An 18,654-nucleotide genomic window follows, 5' to 3' on the forward strand; every position below is an offset into this window, starting at 1 on the left:
TACTAGCGGTCTTTAACCCCCTGTTTGAGACTCACGATGCGCCGCCTGCTGTTCTGCCTTTTGCTGACGCTCAGCTCTTTCACCGTGCTCGCCGAGGCGGCACGCCCCAAGGTCGGCCTGGTACTCTCCGGGGGCGCTGCCCGTGGCCTGGCCCACATCGGCGTGCTCAAGGCCCTGGAGGAACAGGGCGTGCGCATCGACGCCATCGCCGGCACCAGCATGGGCGCGGTGGTTGGCGGCCTGTATGCGTCCGGCTACAGCGTCGAGGAACTGGAAAAACTCGCCACTACGCTCGACTGGCAGCAGGCGTTGTCCGATGCCCCACCGCGCAAGGACGTGCCCTTCCGGCGCAAGCAGGATGACCGCGACTTTCTGGTCAAGCAGAAGCTGAGTTTTCGAGACGACGGCAGCCTTGGCCTGCCACTTGGGGTGATTCAGGGCCAGAACCTCGCACTGCTGCTGGAAAGCAAGCTGGCCCACACCGCCGATACCCGCGATTTCGACAAGTTGCCAATACCGTTCCGCGCCGTGGCAACCGACATCGCCAGCGGCGAGAAGGTGGTATTCCGCCGCGGCCACCTGCCCCAGGTGATCCGCGCCAGCATGTCGATCCCGGCGGTGTTCGCCCCTGTCGAGCTTGATGGGCGCCTGCTGGTGGACGGCGGCATGGTCGACAACATACCCGTGGATGTGGCCCGGGACATGGGCGTTGATCTGGCCATCGTCGTCGATATCGGCACCCCGCTGCGTGACCGCAAGCAACTGGCCACGGTGGTGGATGTACTCAACCAGTCGATCACCCTGATGACCCGGCGCAATTCCGAAGAGCAACTGGCCAGTTTGCATAGGGATGACATCCTCATCCAGCCACAGCTGGCCGCGTTCGGCGTCACCGACTTCGGCCGCGCGCGCGACATGATCGAGGCCGGCTACCGTGCAACCCGCCTGCTCGACCCTCGCCTGGCCACCCTGCGCCAGCCTGAAGGCGATGCCGAACTGGCCATGGCACGCTCACCGCGCCAGCGCACTCCGGTGATCACCGCCATCAAGGTGGAGAACGATTCCAAGGTCAGCGATGACGTGATCCGCTATTACATCCGCCAGCCGATCGGCGAACCGCTGGAGCTCGACCGCCTGCAAACCGACATGGGCACCCTGTATGGCCTGGACTACTTCGACCGCGTGCAATACCGCGTGGTCCATAAAGGCGACGACAACACCCTGGTGATCAACGCCCGTGGCAAGCGCGGCGGCACCGACTACCTGCGCCTGGGCCTGAACCTGTCGGACGACCTGCGCGGCGACAGCGCCTTCAACCTGGGCGCCAGCTATCGGGTCAATGGTATCAACCAGTTGGGCGCCGAGTGGCTGACGCGCGCGCAGATCGGTGACAAGCAGGAGCTCTACAGCGAGTTCTACCAGCCGCTTGACGTGGGCTCACGCTACTTCATCGCCCCCTATCTGGACTTCGGCTCGCAGAACATCGAAGCCACCCTGGACAGCGACCCAGTAGCCGAATACCGCCTCGAGCGCTACGGTTTCGGTCTCAACGTCGGCCGCCAGATCGGCACCTATGGCGAAGTGCGCCTGGGTGCGGGCAAGGCCTGGGGCGAGGCCGAGGTGCGCATTGGTGAACAGGACCTGCCCAAGGTCAGTTTCAACGAAGGTTTCTACGAGCTGAAATACTCGTTCGACACGCTCGACAATGTGTACTTCCCGCACAGTGGCGAGAACATAGGCCTGACCCTGCGCAAATACGACAAATCGCTGGACTCGGACGCGGACTATCGCCAGTGGATGTTCAATCTGGACAAGGCTTTGAGCAGCGGGCCGAACACGCTGGTGCTCGGTGGTGGGTATGGACGCACGCTCGACGACACCGAAGTCGTGACGTCGAGCTTTGTGCTTGGCGGGGCGCGGCAACTGTCCGGGTTCCGCCAGGACTCGGTATCCGGGCAGAACGTGAGCCTGCTGCGCATGGTCTATTACCGCCGCCTCACGCCGCGTTCCTATCTGCCGCTGGACTTCCCGCTGTACATAGGCGGGTCACTCGAGCGCGGACGGGCGTGGAACAACGACAATGAGTTCGACAGTGGCTACATCAATGCCGCCAGTATCTTCCTGGGGCTGGACACGCCACTGGGGCCGTTGAGCCTCAGCTATGGGGCCAACAGCGCGGATGAGCAGGCAATCTACTTGAACCTGGGCAATACGTTCTGAGCCTGAAGCCCGAACCGGGCCTCAGGATTTTTCCAGGTTGGCCAGAATCTTCGCATGCACCCGCATGCACACATCCAGGTCAGCCTCATCCACCCCGGTGAACAATTCCAGGCGCAGGGCATTGGCGATGGTTTCGATCTGCTCGATCAGGGGCTTGGCCGGTGGACACAACTGGATCTTCTTCGCCCGCCGGTCCTCAAGCACCGCCTGGCGTCGAACCAGGCCCTGGTTTTCCAGGCTGTCTAGCAGACGCGCCAGGGTCGGGCCTTCCACGCCTACACTTTGCGCCAGCTCGCGCTGGGTCGGCGCTTCTTCGAAACGAGCCAGGTGCAGCAACACCAGCCAGCGCGCCTGGGACAGGTTGAGCCCGGCCAGGCGGCGATCCAGTTCGGCACGCCAGCCACGGGACATCTGGGCCAGCTGCATGCCGAAACGGTGTTGGTTGTCGGTCAGGGGCATAAACAACTCATTGACTAGAACTAATTATTAGTCAGCTAACCATGCCCCGGGCCATCAGGCAAGGCTGCCCCACCCGCAAAGCCCTGAAAATCGTCAAAAAGGATGACATTGATCAGCGGATGTCCGAAATGTCTTCCATCGTCAGAGCTCGAATTCCGACGCCAGCGCAGCACGCACGCAGTACAGCACACCCTCGGGTATGCGTGCGCCGAACAGCGGAGCAATGGCCGATACCGGTGGCAGCTCGCCTTCGCCATCGAGGAAGGCATCCTGCACCTCCATCAGCAAGTCTTCAGGCAGGTCCAGCGCCTGGTCCAAGCTCAGTTCCTGGCGCCCAATGGCCTCGGCCAGCAAGCTGTAGACGTTCTTTTCGCTGCAATTGAGCTGGCCGGCGATCTGTGCCGGGGTCATGCCGGCACGGGCAAGGCTGACCAGTTCGTGGCGCAGGTCGAGTACCACCTTGGGCGCCTCGGTGGTGCCACCGGCGTCATTGAGCACTTCGAGGAAGGCCTGGCCATAGCGCTCCAGCTTGCGCGCACCCACACCGCTGACCTGGGCCATGTCGCTGAGGCTGGCCGGCTGGCTGCGCAGCATCTCCAGCAGCGTGGAGTCCGGGAAGATGACATAAGGCGGCACGCTGTGCTCTTCGGCCAGTTTGCGGCGCAACGTGCGCAGCGCTTCCCACAGCTCGCGCTCTTCGGCGCGCACCAGCTGGCTGGCCGGGCTGCCGCCGCCGGAAGAAGTTTTCGCCACTGTCTGCGGCTTGAGGTCGCGACGCAACTGCAAGGTCACTTCGCCGCGCAGCAGCGGCCTGCAGCTGTCGGACAGGCGCAGGCCGCCGTAGCCTTCCAGGTCGATGTCGACCAGCCCGCGGGCCACCAACTGGCGGAACAGCGAACGCCATTCAACCTCGGCCATCGCCTTGCCAACACCGAACACCGAAAGTTTTTCGTGGCCGAAATTGCGCACCTTCTCGGTATCCTTGCCCAGCAGCACATCGATCAGGTGGCCGACCCCATAACGCTGGCCGGTACGGAACACCGCCGACAGCGCCTGGCGCGCAGGCTCGGTGGCATCCCAGGTCTGGACCTGGTCTACGCAGTTGTCGCAATGCCCGCAGGGCTGTTCGAGTACTTCATCGAAATAGGCCAGCAACGCCTGGCGGCGACAACGGGTTTCCTCGCACAGCGCCAGCATGGCGTCGAGCTTGTGTTGCTCGACGCGCTTGTGGCGCTCGTCACCGTCGGAGTTCTGCAGCATCTGCTTGAGCATCACCATGTCCTGCAGGCCGTAGGCCATCCAGGCATCGGACGGCAGGCCATCCCGGCCGGCACGCCCCGTCTCCTGGTAATAGGCCTCGAGCGACTTGGGCAGGTCGAGGTGGGCGACGAAGCGCACGTTGGGCTTGTCGATGCCCATGCCGAAGGCGATGGTGGCGACCATGATCAGCCCTTCCTCGTTGAGGAAGCGGTGCTGGTTGGCCGAACGGGTTTCAGCAGCCAGGCCGGCGTGGTACGGCAACGCCGGGAAGCCTTGGTCGCACAGGTAGGCAGCGGTCTCATCGACCTTCTTGCGTGACAGGCAGTAGACGATGCCGGCGTTGCCGCGGCGCTCGCCGAGGAAGGCCATCAACTGCTTGCGCGGCGACTCCTTGGGCACGATGCGGTAAAAGATATTTGGCCGATCGAAGCTCGACAGGAAGCGTTCGGCGCCCTGCAGGTGCAGGCGCTGGACGATTTCCTCGCGGGTGCGCATGTCGGCGGTAGCGGTCAGGGCGATGCGCGGCACGTGCGGGAACAGCTCGGCCAGCTGGCCCAGTTGCAAGTATTCCGGGCGGAAATCGTGACCCCATTGCGAAACGCAGTGGGCCTCGTCGATGGCGAACAGGGAAACGTCCAGGCCGCGAAGGAAATCCAGCATCCGCGGCTGTACCAGGCGCTCAGGCGCCAGGTAAAGCATCTTCACTTCACCGCGACGCAGGCGCCCGGCGAGGTCACGCTGCTGTTCCGCACTGAGGGTGGAGTTCAGGGCAGCCGCCGCGACCCCGAGTTCATCGAGGGTGGCGACCTGGTCGTCCATCAGCGCGATCAGCGGCGACACCACCACGGTCAGGCCCGGGCGCAACAGCCCAGGTACCTGGAAACACAGCGACTTGCCGCCACCGGTGGGCATCAGCACCAGGGCATCGCCGCCATTGGCCACGCATTCGATGATTGCTGCCTGGCGCCCACGGAAACTGTCGTAGCCGAAGATATCCTTGAGAACGCGCTGAGCCTGTTCGAGCATGTGCAACTCCACAAATCGCCGTACCATCCTGGACACAGGCTGGACGAAAAACCCGCTCCGCACACGCCAAATGCGTAAGCGGCTTTTGCCAGAGGCCGGGGAAACCCGCCCCTTGGGTGAAAAACCGCGAAGTATACCCCAGTGCCAGGCTGTGCAGGATGCCCGGTGACAGACGTTCCCTTTGCCCCGCCATCGCCGCAAGGTGCTAGAATTCACTATCGTTTATTCCCCAAGGTAGCCCTGTAATGTCCTTCGCCGAGCAACTGACCCGCCTGCAAGCCTTCCTCGACGCCGATGAGCTGCACGAAGAAGCGCTGGACTACGTCGCCGCCCACGGCTACCTGACCGCGCTGTCGATCTGCTCGGAAGACGTCCCCGAACGTGAATGGATCGACGCGCTGTTCGCCGAAGAGCCCCATTACGCCAGCGATGCCCAGCGCACCGAGATCGAAGCTACCTTGGTGGCACTGAAGGGCCATATCGCCCGTCAGCTGGCCAGCGACGAAGAATTCGACCTGCCGTGCGAGCTGGACCTGACCGACGAGCCGGACGACTCCGACCTGCGCGGCTGGTGCATCGGCTTCATGGAAGGCGTTTTCCTGCGTGAAGAGGCCTGGTTCGAGAACGCCGAAGAAGAAGTCAGCGAGATGCTGCTGCCGATCATGGTCGGTTCGGGCCTGTTCGACGAACAACCGGAATTCGCCGACATCGCCAGCAACGCCAACCTGCAGGACGACATGATCGTGCAGATCCCAGAGGCGCTGAGCGCGTTGTTCCTGCTGCTGCACGCACCTGACGAGAAGCCTGCGCTGCTCAAACCACGCCACCACTGAGTCGGCTGTGCGCTACCTGCTGCTGGCCATCGGCTGGCTCAGCGTCGCGCTGGGGGTGCTGGGGATCTTCCTGCCGGTGTTGCCCACCACCCCTTTCCTGCTGCTGGCGGCGGCCTGCTTCGCCCGCAGCTCGCCACGCTTTCATCACTGGCTGGTCAACCACCCCACGCTAGGGCCGTGGATCCGCGACTACCTGAGCGGTGAAGGTATCCCCTTGAAGGGCAAGGTATACGCCATCGGCCTGATGTGGGCGAGCATCGGCCTGTCCTGCTACCTGGTGCCCCTGTTCTGGGCACGGGCCTTCATGCTGACCAGTGCGGTGCTTGTGAGCCTGTACATTCTCAAGCAGAAGACATTGCACCGGCCAGGCTGAACAGCGCAGCCAGCTCTGGCGCTATCGCCGGCAATCCGGAGATAGCGCCACAAGCTTCAAGCAAACTTGCAGGCCGCGCAGCTCACACCGTGTCCACCTTCAACGAATGATCATCGATCATCCCGTTGATGATGGTCGCCGTATCCGGCCCCGCCGATATCACCCCGCCCGCCCCCGCCGTCACGCCGTAGTGCTGCGCAAGGTCAACGCCGGCCAGGTCGATCGTCTGCGTCGGCGCCGCCCCCGCCACGCTGCTGACTTCAATGGTCGAGACCACTGTCGCCCCGGCGCCACTGACCTTGAAGTGCAGGTATTCATCCAGGGACGCCGCCGTGGCGTGTTCCCCCGTCAGCAGCTGCGACAGGTCGAGCTTGTCGCTGCCTGGGGTGAAATCGTTGAGCGTGTCATGGCCGCTGTCGTTCTTCTGCCAGACGAAAGTGTCGCTGCCATTGCCACCGATCAAAATGTCATTGCCGCCGCCCCCTTTGAGCACATCATTGCCTGCACCGCCGTTGAGCACGTTGTCGGCACTGTTGCCGATCAAGGTATCGTCATAGTCCGAGCCGACCAGGTTGTAAATGCCATTGAAGGACTCAACCCCCGCACCTCCAGTGTCCTGCGCCCCTTCAAGGCTGAGGTCGACGGTGACCGCGCCCTCGGCTTGAGCATAGTCAGCCGTAGCGCTCGCCCCCTGGGCAGCGGCGGCATGCGCTTCAAGCGAAGCAATGTCGATGACTCCAGCAGTGAAGTGCTCACTGCCTGCGCCCATGAGCGGGGCCGCGTCCTGCACATTGGCGTAGTCGAGGACCATGTTCAGTTTGTAGCCTTCGCCGCCTTTGGCTGCACCCAACGGGTCGCTGAGGTGAATGCTGTACACCCCGTCATGGCTGGCCGTGAAGCTGTCTCCCGAGGCGATGGACTGATAGCTGCCACCGGCATCCTTCCACTGCATTGCCAGGTCGCCGCCATCGGGCGTGTGATTCAGCTGCAAGGCTTCACCTTTGCGCAGGGTGACATTGATCACTTCTTCGGCATTGCCTTGGGCGTTGACCATGCCGGACGCGCCCAGATAGCCGAGCACCACCAGCGCCGCGGTCATGCTGCTGGCATCGAGCGTGAACGCGCTGCGATCGACAACCCGTTGCTCCTGCCCCCTGGCGTACCCGGCGCCACATTCGGCTATCGAATTGTCGTGCACGTTGATCGTGATGGTCGCGGTGCTTTCGTCACCGTCAGCATCACGAATGGTGTAGACGAAGGTGTCGGTAGCATCCCGCGGTGCCACGACGCTCGGGTCGGAGTGGTAAATCGCATTCCCCCTGGCGTCCAGTATGAGGTAGCCATACTGGCCAACCACCTGGCTGCCGAGCTGACCGATAGCCGAGGTGCAGGTGTCATCGCCAGCGCGCACGCCCACCACGTAGCCGCAATCGCCCGGCACGTCAGCGCCGATCACATCGTTGGACAGGACATTGCCACGCACCTCCTCGCCTTTGCTGACACTTACAAAATCGCAATGGGCCTGCGGCACGTCATCCACGATGGTGATGGTGACGCTGCTGGTGGTCCAGTTACCTTGCGTATCCTCCACCCTGTAAGTGAATGACTCCCCGACGGTATTGGCACCATCGTTGGCATGGGTCGGCGAATTCGCTGGTGAAGTCAGGGTGTAGGTGTAGGAGCCGTCTGCGTTCAGGTGGATCTGACCGTACTCGCCTATGCCATTGCCTATCAGGCTGTAGGTCAATGCTCCGACGCCGCCACCGACTTGTCCGACCAGGCTGCCGACAGCCGTTTCGGCAGTCGAGCAAGGCTCACTGCCGTTGACATTTCCGGCCGCCAGGTCCTGGCCATCCTTGGTCAGGTCAAGCGCTTTTTCGTAAACCGTGACCCCACCGTCGCCACAGGGCTGAAGCGACTGGTCATGCACGTTGATGGTCACGGTAGCGGTACTTTCGTCGCCGTCGGCATCGCGAATGGTGTAAACAAAGGTGTCGAGCGCATCCCGCGGCGCTACGGCATTGGGGTTGGAGTGATACTCGGCGTTGCCCTGGGCATCGAGGGTCAGGTAGCCGTACTGCCCATACACATGGCTGTCGAGCTGACCGTTGGCAGCGGTGGAGGTGTCATGCCCGGCGCGCACGCCAATCACATAGGCGCCGTCATTCGAGGTATCGGCACCCACCACATCGTTGTACATCACGTTGCCGCGCACGATGTCGCCCTTGCCCACGCTGACGAAGTCGCAATGGGCTTGCGGGACGTCATCGACGATGGTGATGCTGACGCTGCTGGTGGTCCAGTTGCCCACCGTGTCCTGCACCCGGTAGGTGAAGGATTCGGTGACGGTATTGGCGCCGTCGTTGGCATGGGTCGGCGAGTTCGCCGGCGAGGTCAGGGTGTAGGTGTATGAACCGTCAGCATTGAGGAGCAATTGGCCGTATTGGCCAACGGCATCGCCGACCAAGGTGTAGGTCAACGCCCCCACGCCTCCTGCAACCTGGCCGACCAGGCTGCCGGAAGCGGTCTCGCGGGTCGACTCTGGGTCGCTGCCGGTGGCGGTTCCAACAGCCAGGTCGTGACCATCGCGGTGCAGGTCCAGCGCGTTTTCGAACACCGTGACGCCCCCGTCACCACATGGCTGCAGTGAAGGGTTGTGCACGTTGATGGTGATTGTCGTGGTGCTCTCGTCGCCGTCGGCATCACGAACGGTGTAGACGAAAGTATCCAGCGCATCACGCGGCGCGACGGCATCGGGGTTGGAGTGGTACTCGGCATTGCCCTGGGCATCGATGATCAGATAGCCGTACTGGCCATGCACCTGACTGTCGAGCTGGCCGAGCGCAGAGCTAGAGGTATCGTTGCCAGCGCGCACGCCTACCACGTACTTGCCATCGCTCAAGGTGTCGGCACCGACCACATCGTTGTACATGACATTGCCGCTGACCACATCACCTTTGGCGACACTGACGAAATCGGCGTTGGCCGTCGGTACATCGTCGACGATGCTGATGACGATCGTGCTGGTGGTCGAATTACCCTGAGAATCCTGCACCTGGTAGGTGAAGGTTTCAGTCACGGTATTGGCGCCGTCGTTGGCATGGGTCGGCGAATTCGCCGGTGAGGTCAGGGTGTAGGTGTAAGAGCCATCAGCGTTCAGCAGGATCTGACCGTACTGGCCGACAGCATTGCCGACCAAGGTGTAGGTCAGTGCGCCGACCCCGCCACTGGTCGAGCCGGCCAGGGTGCCAGAGGCCGTTTCCTGGTGCGATGCTGGGTCGCTGCCAATCACGGTGCCGGCGGCCAGGTCGCCACCGTCCTTATGCAGGTCCAGCGCTTTCTCGTAGACCGTGACGTCGTGGTCCGCACAGGTCATCAGCGCACTATGCACATTGATCGTTATGGTCGTGGTGCTTTCGTCGCCATCGGCGTCGCGAATGGTATAGACGAAGGTGTCCACGGCATCCCGTGGTGAGGTGACGTTCGGGTTGGAGTGATACTCGGCGTTGCCCTCGGCATCGATGGTCAGGTAGCCGTACTGGCCGTTGACCTGGGTGTTGAGCTGGCCGATAGCAGACGTGGAGGTATCGCTGCCCGCGCGCACACCGACCACATATTGGCCGTCGCCGCGGACGTCAGCGCCCACCACGTCGTTGTACATCACGTTGCCATACACCACATCGCCCTTGGCCACGCTGACGAAATCGCTGCTGGCTGTCGGCACGTCGTCGACGATGGTTATGACGATGGTGCTGGTGGTCGAATTGCCCAGCGAGTCCTGCACCTGGTAGGTGAAGGTTTCGGTCACGGTATTGGCGCCGTCGTTGGCATGGGTCGGGGAGTTCGCTGGCGAGGTCAGCGTATAGGTGTAGGAGCCATCAGCATTGAGCTGAATCTGGCCGTATTGGCCTACGGCATTTCCGACCAGTGTGTACGTGAGCGCACCGACCCCGCCACTGGCTGAGCCGACCAATGTGCCGGATGTGGTTTCCTGGCTCGAAGCCGGGTCGCTCCCCGTGACATTGCCGGCGGCCAGGTCGTTACCGTCCTTTTGCAGGTCCAGGGCTTTCTCGTGAACCGTGATGTCACGATCTTCGCAAGCCATCAACGAATTGTGCACGTTGATGGTGATGGTCGTGGTGCTTTCGTCGCCATCGGCGTCGCGAATGGTATAGACGAAGGTATCGACGGCATCCCGTGGTGAGGTGACGTTCGGGTTGGAGTGATACTCGGCGTTGCCCTGGGCATCGATGGTCAGGTAGCCGTACTGGCCGTTGACCTGGGTGTTGAGCTGGCCGATAGCCGACGTGGAGGTATCGCTGCCCGCGCGCACACCGACCACATATTGGCCGTCGCCGCGGACGTCAGCGCCCACCACGTCGTTGTACATCACATTGCCATACACCACACCGCCTTTAGCCACGGCGGCCTGATCGTCATCAGCCTGAGGTAGATCGTCGACGATATTCACATCCAGGCTGCCAGTCGCAGTGCTGCCATCGACATCCGTGGCGATCACCTGGAACACTTCGCTGATGCTGCCCTCCCCGCCGGGGTGGTTTTCGTTGTCCACCAAGGTGTAGCTGTAACTCACCACACCCGTCGTCGGGTCATAGCCGGTCACGGTCAGGGTGTTGCCTTCAGGCGTGACGATCGACTGCGGGAAGCCCGCCGCCACGCCACCACTGACCACGCTGATGCCGCCCACGCTCAGGCTCTGCAAACCGTCTGGCGCGGTGATCTTGAAGGTGCCCTGCTGGGTCAGGGCGCCGGCATCGGGTGCGCTGCCGTCCTGCAGGTTGCTTTCAGATACCGTCAGTTCGCCGCCCTGCACGCCGAGCCCATCCAGCGTCACCGGGTCGTTCAGGTTGGTCACGTTCAGCGTCAGGGTCGCGCTGCTGGTGTCGCCGTCGGCGTCCTTGATGGTGTAGGTGAAATTCTCCACGCCCTGGCCGCCGCCGCCCAGGCTCTTGAAGTCCGGGTCGCTGGTGTTCAGCGTGTAGGTGTAGGAACCGTCTGCGGCCAGGACCAAGGTGCCGTAAGTACCGGTGAAGGTCCCGGCGATTACCGGGCCACCGGGCACGCGGTCGGCGCCCTGCACGTCATTGCCCAGTACATTGCCGGTCAGTTCGGTTTGCTGTTCGGTGACGGCTACCGCATTGCTGTCATCCACAGCTTGGGGCACATCGTCACGGAGGGTCACGTCCAGGCTGCCGGTCGCAGTGCTGCCATCGACATCCGTGGCGATCACCTGGAACACTTCGCTGATGCTGCCCTCGCCAACGGGGTGGTTTTCGTTGTCCACCAAGGTGTAGCTGTAACTCACCACACCCGTCGTCGGGTCATAGCCGGTCACGGTCAGGGTGTTGCCTTCAGGCGTGACGATCGACTGCGGGAAGCCCGCCGCCACGCCACCACTGACCACGCTGATGCCGCCCACGCTCAGGCTCTGCAAACCGTCTGGCGCGGTGATCTTGAAGGTGCCCTGCTGGGTCAGGGCGCCGGCATCGGGTGCGCTGCCGTCCTGCAGGTTGCTTTCAGATACCGTCAGTTCGCCGCCCTGCACGCCGAGCCCATCCAGCGTCACCGGGTCGTTCAGGTTGGTCACGTTCAGCGTCAGGGTCGCGCTGCTGGTGTCGCCGTCGGCGTCCTTGATGGTGTAGGTGAAATTCTCCACGCCCTGGCCGCCGCCGCCCAGGCTCTTGAAGTCCGGGTCGCTGGTGTTCAGCGTGTAGGTGTAGGAACCGTCTGCGGCCAGTACCAAAGTGCCGTAAGTACCGGTGAAGGTACCGGCGATTACCGGGCCACCGGGCACACGGTCAGCGCCCTGTACGTCATTGCCCAGTACATTCCCGGTCAGTTCGGTTTGCTGTTCGGTGGCAGCAACTGCATTGCTGTCATCCACGGCTTGGGGCACATCGTCACGGAGGGTCACATCTAGGCTGCCAGTCGCAGTGCTGCCATCGACATCCGTGGCGACCACCTGGAACACTTCGCTGATGCTGCCCTCCCCGCCGGGGTGGTTTTCGTTGTCCACCAAGGTGTAGCTGTAACTCACCACACCCGTCGTCGGGTCATAGCCGGTCACGGTCAGGGTGTTGCCTTCAGGCGTGACGATCGACTGCGGGAAGCCCGCCGCCACGCCACCACTGACCACGCTGATGCCGCCCACGCTCAGGCTCTGCAAACCGTCTGGCGCGGTGATCTTGAAGGTGCCCTGCTGGGTCAGGGCGCCGGCATCGGGTGCGCTGCCGTCCTGCAGGTTGCTTTCAGATACCGTCAGTTCGCCGCCCTGCACGCCGAGCCCATCCAGCGTCACCGGGTCGTTCAGGTTGGTCACGTTCAGCGTCAGGGTCGCGCTGCTGGTGTCGCCGTCGGCGTCCTTGATGGTGTAGGTGAAATTCTCCACGCCCTGGCCGCCGCCGCCCAGGCTCTTGAAGTCCGGGTCGCTGGTGTTCAGCGTGTAGGTGTAGGAACCGTCTGCGGCCAGTACCAAAGTGCCGTAAGTACCGGTGAAGGTACCGGCGATTACCGGGCCACCGGGCACACGGTCAGCGCCCTGTACGTCATTGCCCAGTACATTCCCGGTCAGTTCGGTTTGCTGTTCGGTGGCAGCAACTGCATTGCTGTCATCCACGGCTTGGGGCACATCGTCACGGAGGGTCACATCTAGGCTGCCAGTCGCAGTGCTGCCATCGACATCCGTGGCGACCACCTGGAACACTTCGCTGATGCTGCCCTCCCCGCCGGGGTGGTTTTCGTTGTCCACCAAGGTGTAGCTGTAACTCACCACACCCGTCGTCGGGTCATAGCCGGTCACGGTCAGGGTGTTGCCTTCAGGCGTGACGATCGACTGCGGGAAGCCCGCCGCCACGCCACCACTGACCACGCTGATGCCGCCCACGCTCAGGCTCTGCAAACCGTCTGGCGCGGTGATCTTGAAGGTGCCCTGCTGGGTCAGGGCGCCGGCATCGGGTGCGCTGCCGTCCTGCAGGTTGCTTTCAGATACCGTCAGTTCGCCGCCCTGCACGCCGAGCCCATCCAGCGTCACCGGGTCGTTCAGGTTGGTCACGTTCAGCGTCAGGGTCGCGCTGCTGGTGTCGCCGTCGGCGTCCTTGATGGTGTAGGTGAAATTCTCCACGCCCTGGCCGCCGCCGCCCAGGCTCTTGAAGTCCGGGTCGCTGGTGTTCAGCGTGTAGGTGTAGGAACCGTCTGCGGCCAGGACCAAGGTGCCGTAAGTACCGGTGAAGGTCCCGGCGATTACCGGGCCACCGGGCACGCGGTCGGCGCCCTGCACGTCATTGCCCAGTACATTCCCGGTCAGTTCGGTTTGCTGTTCGGTGGCGGCTAGCGCATTGCTGTCATCCACGGCTTGGGGCGCATCGTCACGGACGATCACATCCAGCGACCCTTGGGCAACATCGCCGTCGCTGTCGCTGACCAGTACCGGCAATTGTTCGCCCTGTGAGTTGTTGCCCGCGCCCTCAACGTGCTGCTCGGCACCGGTCAGGGTGTAGCTGTAGCTCACCACGCCCGTGGCAGGGTTGTACCCGGTAATGGTCAGGGTGTTGCCCAGGCCCGTGGTGATCGATTGGCCAACACCGGTCACCACACCAGCGGTCACCACGTTGATGCCACCCACACTGAGGTTGTACACGCCGTCTGGCGCCAGCACGGTAAAACTGCCTTGCTGGGTCAGGGTTGCGGGGTTGCTGGCCGACCCCTGGGGTAGATTGGCCTCATCCAGACTCAGCTCGCCAGGGCTGACATTCAACCCCCGCAACTCTACCGGACTGTTTTCGTCGATCGGTGTGATGGGTGGATTGGGCTGCTCCGGCGGATTGGGCGGACCAGGCGGCAGGCCACCATTGCCACCGTTGCCCCCCCCCAAGGAGTCGCGCCCGCTGCCATCCAGGCCACCCACATAGCGGTTGGCCAATTCAGGAATGCCATTGAAGCCAGCCGTGGGAAAGCCCACCACCGGGTCAACCCGATCCGCCACTTCGGTAAGCAACACAAAGCTGTGGCCACCGCCCAGTGCGCCTGGCGCGCCGTTGCCGCCATTTCCAGCGGCAGGGGCTTCGGTGTTGACACTAGGGTCATCGCCGGCGGCAATCGCCCGCTGAATACGCTCGACATCGCTCAGTTGCGCCTCGCTCGGCGCAACGTCCTGAGCCTGTACAGGGGCGGCCTGGTTAGCCAGGAGCTTTTCGGTCATGGCCAGGCTGCTGTCGCGGCCGAGTGTCAGCTCGGCGCCATTATGCAAGCGCACAGCCACGGCACCTGCGGCACCCGTTTGCAACTGCTCGCCCGCGTACAGGCGATCGCCCTCGATCAGAGGGCGTCGGCTGCCATCGCTGCCAACGGCAAATACTTGCCCCACCACCTTGCTGACCACACCGACTGACTTAGCCATGAGCGCACGCCTCCCTAACCTATTGGCTACACAGCCAACAACATGGCAGATGGAGGTCAACGGCTTCGCGCCCGCATGTCTCAACCGTGAGAATCGTGCGCGAAGGTCACTGATTTGGCGATAGTCATAATGTAAATTTGCCACCACCGGATGCCAAATTTTTGTCGCCAAATTCCGCTTTTACCTACCTACCCCACGTCCTTAGCCATAAAAAATCTGGAACTCATTGCGATGCAGGAAACTCGCAGGCTACAGCGGCTTCCGAAATCACTTGAATGAAACAATGTCTTGGTTTCGATAGACCGCATAAGTTTTTTTTCGCATATCACTTATGAAAAAATCTTCTTAGCTCGCGCGCTAAATGTTCTTAGCTCTGTTGTTACAAACATGAAACGGTTTGAACGATAAAAATCGTCATTTTTTTGGCGAGAAGAAGCAGGGCCACTTTGAGATCAGGGAGAAGTACCCCATGCGCAGGTTCAACCCCATCACCAGTGCAATTCTGTTGGCCATGGCGTGCGCCAACGTTCAGGCGATGTCGCTCACCGAGGCTGTCCAGAGCGCCGTGGACTACCACCCGGAAATAAGCTCCAACCGCAACAGCAGGTTGTCAGCCGACGAGGACGTGAAATTTGCCCGTGGTGGGTACTATCCAACCGTGGACCTGGTAGCCGGGTACGGCAGACAGCGCTCGGACAACATCAATACCCGCGGCCTGAACGCTGACGGTACCCGCAACCACAACAAAGAAACCCTGAACTACACCCAGTCGGAGTTGCGCCTTCGGCAAATGATCTTCGATGGTTTCAACACAGCCAACGAAGTGGGCCGTACCGAGGCGGTGGCCACCTCCCGCGCCTACTACACTCAGGCCGTCGCACAAGATGTCGCCCTGCGCGCCATCGAGGTGTACCTGGAAGTGCTGAAGCGCCGAGAGTTGGTGACCCTGGCAAAGAACAACCTGCAGGCGCACCTGCGCGTCAGCGATCAGATAGGCCTGCGTAGCGAGCGGGGCGTAGGCAGCACCGCCGACCTTGACCAATCCCGCGCACGCCGGGCTCTGGCGGAAAACAACCTGGACACCGCCGAGGTCGACCTGGCCGATGCCGAGGCCAACTTCTACAGCGTGGTCGGCCGCCTGCCGGATGAGCTGGAAGGCCCGCAATCGGTCAAGGTGGAAATGCCTGGCACTCTGGACGAGGCGCGCGAAGGCATGCGCCAGAACAACCCCTACTTGAAATCTGCCCAGGCCGACGTCAATGCCGCCGAGCAGCAGTACGAAGTGGCCAAATCGCCTTTCTACCCACGGCTGGACGCGGTGCTGGCCACCGGCGCCAACAACAACCTCGGTGGCGAAAAAGGCCACAGCAACAACGACTGGCAGGCCGGCGTCGAACTCAGCTACAACCTGTTCCGCGGCGGCAGCGACAAGGCCCGCCTGCAGTCCGACGCGCACAAGATCAACCAGGCACTGGACATCCGCAACAACGCGCTGCGCGAGCTGACCGAAAACCTCAGCCTGGCCTGGAACGCCATGAACAACGCCCGTAAACAGACCCCTACCGCCCGCGAGTACGCAGAAACGACGCAACGTGTGCGCGCCGCCTATCAGGACCAGTTCGGCCTGGGCCAACGCACCCTGCTCGATGTGCTGGACAGCGAGAATGAGCTGTACAACGCCAACCGCCGTTACACCGAGGTGCGTTACACCGAGGAGTACTCGATGTATCGCGTGCTGGCGACCATGGGTGAGCTGTTGAGCAAACAGCGTATTTCACTGCCGCCGGAGGCCATCGCCAACAACGACGTACGCACCGAGGCCAGGTTGCCCGACATGCGTTGAGCCAGCCCCACGCAACTGGCACTCAGCACCGCGCCTCATCCCCCTTACACCGTGGCGGGAGTAGTTCATCGTGACCAGTATGCAAAGCGCACAACCGCGCCCCGATGTCGATGACCCCCTGCTAGATGGCCTGCTGATTCTGTGCCGCCTGCACGGTCGGCCGGCCAGCCGCGCCAGCCTGAGCAGTGGGCTGCCACTGCTCCAGCAACGCCTGGGTGCGGATTTGCTGCCACGCGCTGCGGCGCGTGCCGGTTTGCAAGGCCGTGTGCTGCAGCGTGAGCTGGCGGCCATTTCGCCGCTCAACCTGCCGGTGCTGCTGTTGCTCAACGACGGCCGCAGCGCCGTGCTGCAGCGCTGGGGCGAAGATGGCCGGGCGCTGATCCTGCCCTGCGAGGCTGAGGGCGGCGAACAATGGGTAGAGCGCGAGGCGCTGGAACAGGCCTACGCAGGTCACGCTTTGTTCGCACGACCCCGTCATACCCTGGAGGAAGTCCGCTCACCGCTGCTGCCGCGGGTGGAGGCCTGGTTCCGCGATACCTTGCGCCATTCCCGCTGGCTGTACGGCGATGCCCTGCTGGCCAGCCTGCTGATCAACCTGCTGGGCCTGATGGTGCCGCTGTTCGTGATGCAGACCTACGATCGCGTGGTACCCAACCAGGCACTTTCGACCTTATGGGTGCTGGTCGCTGGCCTGTTCATCGGCACCGCCTTCGAGCTGGTGCTGCGCATGGTCCGCGCCCACCTGCTGGACCAGGCCGGCAAGAAGACCGACCTGATCCTCTCCGCCGCCCTGTTCGAACGCATCACCGGCATGGCCATGAAAGCCAAACCTGCCAGCATCGGCGGCTTCGCCCAGAGCATCCATGACTTCCAGGGCCTGCGCGAATTCCTCACCGCAGTCACCCTGACCAGCATCATCGACCTGCCCTTCGTCGCCCTCATGCTACTGGTGATCGGCCTGCTGGGCGGCTGGCTGGTACTGATCCCACTGATCGCCTTCCCGCTGGCGGTGGGCTTTGCCCTGTTCATTCAGGCACGCCTGCGCGACACCGTGCAAAAAAGCCTCAGCCTCGGTGCGGTACGCCAGGCACTGCTGATCGAAACCCTCGGCGGCCTGGAAACCCTCAAGGCCTGCGGTGCCGAGAGCGAGCGCCAGTACCAGTGGGAACACACCAATGGCGCCATGGCCCGCCTCGACGCCCACGCCCGCAACCTGTCGTCGCTGGCCAGCAACGGCACGCTGTTCATCCAGCAGTTCTGCGGCATGGCCACCATCGTCGCCGGGGTGTACAGCATCATCGCTGGCAACCTCAGTGTCGGCGCCCTGGTCGCCAGCTACATGCTCGGTAGCCGGGTGCTGGCACCGCTCGGCCAGATTGCAGGGCTGATCACCCGCTATCAGCAAGCGCAACTGACGATGCGCAGCACCGATGCCCTGATGGCCCTGCCGCAAGAACGCCAGGCCGAACAGCAAGCCCTGGAGCACACCGCGCTCAAGGGCGGCCTGACCCTCAGCCATGTCAGCTTCCGCTACCCGGCACAGACCAGCCCGGCACTGCAGGATGTGAACGTGGCCATAAAGCCGGGTGAGCGGATTGGCATCATCGGCCGCAGCGGCTCGGGCAAAAGCACCCTGGGCCGCCTGCTGATGGGCTTCCATCACCCGGAAGAAGGCCAGGTATTGCTGGACAACCTCGACCTGCGCCAACTGGACATCGCCGACCTGCGCAGCCAGCTTGGCTACGTCGCCCATGACCTGCCGCTGCTGGCCGGCAGCCTGCGTGACAACCTGACCCTCGGTGCCCGCCACGTAAGCGATGCGCGCATGCTCGAAGTGGCCGAACTGACCGGCGTCAGCGAGCTGGCCCGCCAGCACCCGCAGGGTTTCGACCGCCCGGTGGGCGAACGTGGCCAATTGCTTTCCGGCGGGCAGCGCCAGGCCGTGCTGCTGGCCCGCGCGCTGTTGCTGGAGCCACCCATCCTGATCCTCGACGAACCCACCAGCCACATGGACAACAGCAGCGAAGAGCAACTGCGCCAGCGACTGCTGAACTGGGTGCCCGGCAAGACCCTGCTGCTGGTCACCCACCGCACCTCGATGCTTAGCCTGGTGGACCGGCTGCTGGTACTGGACAACGGCAAGATCGTCGCCGACGGGCCAAAGGATGCGGTTATCGATGCCCTGCGCAAGGGCCGCATCGGCGCAGCTCTCTAGGAGGTTTCC

The 18,654-nt window shown here is 62.9% G+C and carries 8 protein-coding genes; 5 read left to right on the plus strand and 3 right to left on the minus strand.

Features of this window, described 5'->3' with window-relative positions; genetic code table 11:
• The first annotated feature begins 36 nt into the window (after positions 1 to 36).
• Positions 37 to 2,220 carry a patatin-like phospholipase family protein gene (locus NGJ21_RS02190; protein WP_046785415.1) on the plus strand — a complete coding sequence of 728 codons (2,184 nt, stop codon included), beginning with the start codon at positions 37 to 39 and terminating at the stop codon, positions 2,218 to 2,220.
• Positions 2,221 to 2,241: 21 nt separating this feature from the next.
• Here NGJ21_RS02190 and NGJ21_RS02195 read toward each other — a convergent pair whose 3' ends face one another.
• Together NGJ21_RS02195 and recQ are read right to left on the minus strand one after the other, a co-directional pair.
• Complete coding sequence (locus NGJ21_RS02195; protein ID WP_046785416.1) at positions 2,242 to 2,679, minus strand: MarR family transcriptional regulator; 438 nt, start codon at positions 2,677 to 2,679, stop codon at positions 2,242 to 2,244.
• 141 nt (positions 2,680 to 2,820) lie between these two features.
• Positions 2,821 to 4,965 carry a DNA helicase RecQ gene (recQ, locus tag NGJ21_RS02200; RefSeq protein WP_251961734.1) on the minus strand — a complete coding sequence of 715 codons (2,145 nt, stop codon included), beginning with the start codon at positions 4,963 to 4,965 and terminating at the stop codon, positions 2,821 to 2,823.
• Positions 4,966 to 5,210: 245 nt separating this feature from the next.
• On the opposite strand from recQ, the gene NGJ21_RS02205 reads away from it, so the two are divergent.
• Positions 5,211 to 5,798, plus strand: a complete 588-nt coding sequence (locus NGJ21_RS02205) for a YecA/YgfB family protein (RefSeq protein ID WP_039602166.1) — start codon at positions 5,211 to 5,213, stop codon at positions 5,796 to 5,798.
• A gap of 7 nt (positions 5,799 to 5,805) precedes the next feature.
• Positions 5,806 to 6,171: a YbaN family protein gene (locus tag NGJ21_RS02210; protein ID WP_012315633.1), complete on the plus strand. Its 366-nt coding sequence runs from the start codon at positions 5,806 to 5,808 to the stop codon at positions 6,169 to 6,171.
• Between the two features lie 82 nt (positions 6,172 to 6,253).
• Here the strand turns inward: NGJ21_RS02210 and NGJ21_RS02215 are convergent, their stop codons facing one another.
• The gene (locus tag NGJ21_RS02215) at positions 6,254 to 14,587 is read right to left on the minus strand and encodes a retention module-containing protein (protein ID WP_251961735.1); all 8,334 of its coding nucleotides are present in this window, start codon (positions 14,585 to 14,587) and stop codon (positions 6,254 to 6,256) included.
• 469 nt (positions 14,588 to 15,056) lie between these two features.
• On the opposite strand from NGJ21_RS02215, the gene NGJ21_RS02220 reads away from it, so the two are divergent.
• Together NGJ21_RS02220 and NGJ21_RS02225 are read left to right on the plus strand one after the other, a co-directional pair.
• Entirely contained in the window at positions 15,057 to 16,430 is a 1,374-nt protein-coding gene (locus NGJ21_RS02220) for a TolC family outer membrane protein (RefSeq protein WP_046788077.1), read from the plus strand.
• A 79-nt stretch (positions 16,431 to 16,509) separates the two neighbouring features.
• Complete coding sequence (locus NGJ21_RS02225; RefSeq protein WP_115274142.1) at positions 16,510 to 18,645, plus strand: type I secretion system permease/ATPase; 2,136 nt, start codon at positions 16,510 to 16,512, stop codon at positions 18,643 to 18,645.
• Positions 18,646 to 18,654 lie beyond the last annotated feature (9 nt).

The organism is Pseudomonas sp. Marseille-Q5299 (assembly GCF_943737035.1).
GTDB lineage: Bacteria > Pseudomonadota > Gammaproteobacteria > Pseudomonadales > Pseudomonadaceae > Aquipseudomonas > Aquipseudomonas putida_E.

Bases quoted from the DNA above. Each gene is read 5' to 3' on its own strand.
- NGJ21_RS02190 (WP_046785415.1), top strand. From the start codon at position 37: ATGCGCCGCCTGCTGTTCTGCCTTTTGCTGACGCTCAGCTCTTTCACC.
- NGJ21_RS02195 (WP_046785416.1), bottom strand. From the start codon at position 2,679: ATGCCCCTGACCGACAACCAACACCGTTTCGGCATGCAGCTGGCCCAG.
- recQ (WP_251961734.1), bottom strand. From the start codon at position 4,965: ATGCTCGAACAGGCTCAGCGCGTTCTCAAGGATATCTTCGGCTACGAC.
- NGJ21_RS02205 (WP_039602166.1), top strand. From the start codon at position 5,211: ATGTCCTTCGCCGAGCAACTGACCCGCCTGCAAGCCTTCCTCGACGCC.
- NGJ21_RS02215 (WP_251961735.1), bottom strand. From the start codon at position 14,587: ATGGCTAAGTCAGTCGGTGTGGTCAGCAAGGTGGTGGGGCAAGTATTT.
- NGJ21_RS02220 (WP_046788077.1), top strand. From the start codon at position 15,057: ATGCGCAGGTTCAACCCCATCACCAGTGCAATTCTGTTGGCCATGGCG.
- NGJ21_RS02225 (WP_115274142.1), top strand. From the start codon at position 16,510: ATGCAAAGCGCACAACCGCGCCCCGATGTCGATGACCCCCTGCTAGAT.